At 38.4% G+C, this 1,851-nt stretch carries 3 protein-coding genes and 1 pseudogene; all 4 read left to right on the top strand.

Annotated elements, in window-relative coordinates; genetic code table 11:
- Positions 1 to 398 precede the first annotated feature (398 nt).
- The 4 genes and pseudogenes from AC52RT_RS04030 to AC52RT_RS04015 all read left to right on the top strand — a co-directional run bounded on the left by AC52RT_RS04030 (position 399) and on the right by AC52RT_RS04015 (position 1,609).
- Complete coding sequence (locus tag AC52RT_RS04030; protein ID WP_495539558.1) at positions 399 to 683, top strand: hypothetical protein; 285 nt, start codon at positions 399 to 401, stop codon at positions 681 to 683.
- A 131-nt stretch (positions 684 to 814) separates the two neighbouring features.
- Positions 815 to 968, top strand: a pseudogene (locus AC52RT_RS04025) (IS110 family RNA-guided transposase); the annotation flags it as partial.
- A gap of 43 nt (positions 969 to 1,011) precedes the next feature.
- Positions 1,012 to 1,278, top strand: coding sequence for a pre-toxin TG domain-containing protein (locus AC52RT_RS04020; RefSeq protein ID WP_495539559.1), 267 nt, complete (start codon positions 1,012 to 1,014; stop codon positions 1,276 to 1,278).
- Positions 1,279 to 1,321: 43 nt separating this feature from the next.
- Positions 1,322 to 1,609, top strand: coding sequence for a hypothetical protein (locus tag AC52RT_RS04015; protein WP_495539557.1), 288 nt, complete (start codon positions 1,322 to 1,324; stop codon positions 1,607 to 1,609).
- Positions 1,610 to 1,851 lie beyond the last annotated feature (242 nt).

The raw sequence follows: 1,851 nt of genomic DNA, 5'->3' as shown, positions 1-1,851 counted from the left end.
AGTTAATGATTACTAGACTTTCAGCTAGACTACACGTCAGGCATTGACCTTGTTGCAGCTACCGCTTTTATTGCGGATAGGTGACGTATGGCGTTTTTCAAAGGCTAACAAATAAGCGCAATTTGCGGCTATTGCGCCTGTTAACTTTGGCTCTGGTGGGAAAGGCAAGTAGCAAAAGGAAAAGGGACAAAGCTTGTGAATATTGTTTACGGCATGATGAAGCACAAAACAGCCTGTTAATTACCAAAAATGAAAGAGAAAGAGGTAGTTTAATATGATTTTAAATGGCTAACTTTTTTATTTTTAGCTTTTAAGATATGGTACTTTAAACCCTGTCATAACTAAGAAAGCACTTGGACGAGTAGTCAAGGGGTGGGAAAAATTGTGGAGGAATTCATATGGATAAAAAGTTAGAAGGAATATTGGACATACTAAATAAACTTAATTCAAGTATTAATATTGTAAGTAAAGAAGATCTAGATGAACAGTACGAGAACCTTGAGGATTTTAGAGTGTTAACTAGAGATTTAGATATTATATTAAACAAATTTATTTCATTGGATGAGAACGGCGGTGATGAAATAGAGAAAATGGTATTGGAACTTCATAGAATTCTAACGACGTTTGAATGGCATTTCTCAGAGATCAGTGATTTAAACACAACAATTTTAAAAAATTTATAAATACAAAATCAATAACATCTAGTAATGGGAAGCCTTAAAAGAGTTTTATTTTGATTTATATTGGTAGATACACGTAGATACAAAAATTGGCTAAAAGGAAGAAAGGCAGTGGTGATAGCTAAAGGGGCTTTTTGAAGAACCAAAAGCACATTCAATTAATCCATCATTATCCAAGTTATATGATTTTTCGCAGATATAGATGGAAGAACAGAACTAGCTTTTTGGGAACGGTACCCTTCATCCTCTTGTTTAGAAGGGATCAGTTTAAAGCAATTTACCACTTTTTTCTGGAGTTAATAATTGTGAAGATGAGTTCCATGAAAAATCGATACTATATTACATCAGAGCAGAAGAAGGCATCGACCCGGTCACCGGCGAAAAACTCATCACCAGCCAGCGTATCGCGGCCGGCGGCATGGCCGCAGCAGGCTACATCCCGATTGTCGGCTGGGCCGGACGGGGACTGAAAGGCGCCAAAGCCGTCAACAGCACCATCAAAGCATCCAACGCCTGGACGCCTACAAAGGCGCCAAAGGCATGTCCTACATCGGTACTGCAGAAAAAAAGGCATCTACGGACTCATCGCAGCAAATGACATCAAAGGCAATCTGACAGGGACTGATAATCTCGGAAATGAAGTGCCGACGGATCAGGAAGGATTGGCAAGCGGGTTGAGCATTGCCAGTATTATTGGGATCGGCAGGCTGGTGAGAAGTCAGAATGTTGGGATTGTTCGTGGTGGGGGTACGGGGCCGAGTGAAATCGATAAGCTTTTAACAAAGAATGGATCATTTAGGGATGCCAAAAGAAGAGTAGGAATACCTAACTCTATTCAGCACAAAAAACCTGTCGATATTTATGATGGAACAACTGAGAATAGAAGAGTATATGAAATTTGGGCGAGGTCCTCACTTCCATGGTGCTGATGACTTAAAAGGAAGCCCATTGGAAAAAGGAAGGTATAATCAGTATCCTGGACATTCACCAGAAGATTTTGTTGGGTATAAATAAATGAGGGTACTATGAGGAAGGTGATTAACTTGAATGGAGAGAACAATGAAAAAATAGAGTTGTTAAAAAGAAAAAGTAGAAGGAATAACTTAATAAAAGAATTAAAATTTATTGATTTAACTATGGAATCATTTTTGGATATTGAAGAAAATGATTT

Source organism: Peribacillus sp., from assembly GCF_059453735.1.
The sequence above is the reverse complement of the archived record's forward strand: the minus strand, read 5'-3'. Positions and strand labels throughout refer to the sequence as shown.

Excerpts from the sequence above, each read along its gene's own strand:
- AC52RT_RS04030 (WP_495539558.1), top strand. The coding sequence starts at position 399 with ATGGATAAAAAGTTAGAAGGAATATTGGACATACTAAATAAACTTAAT.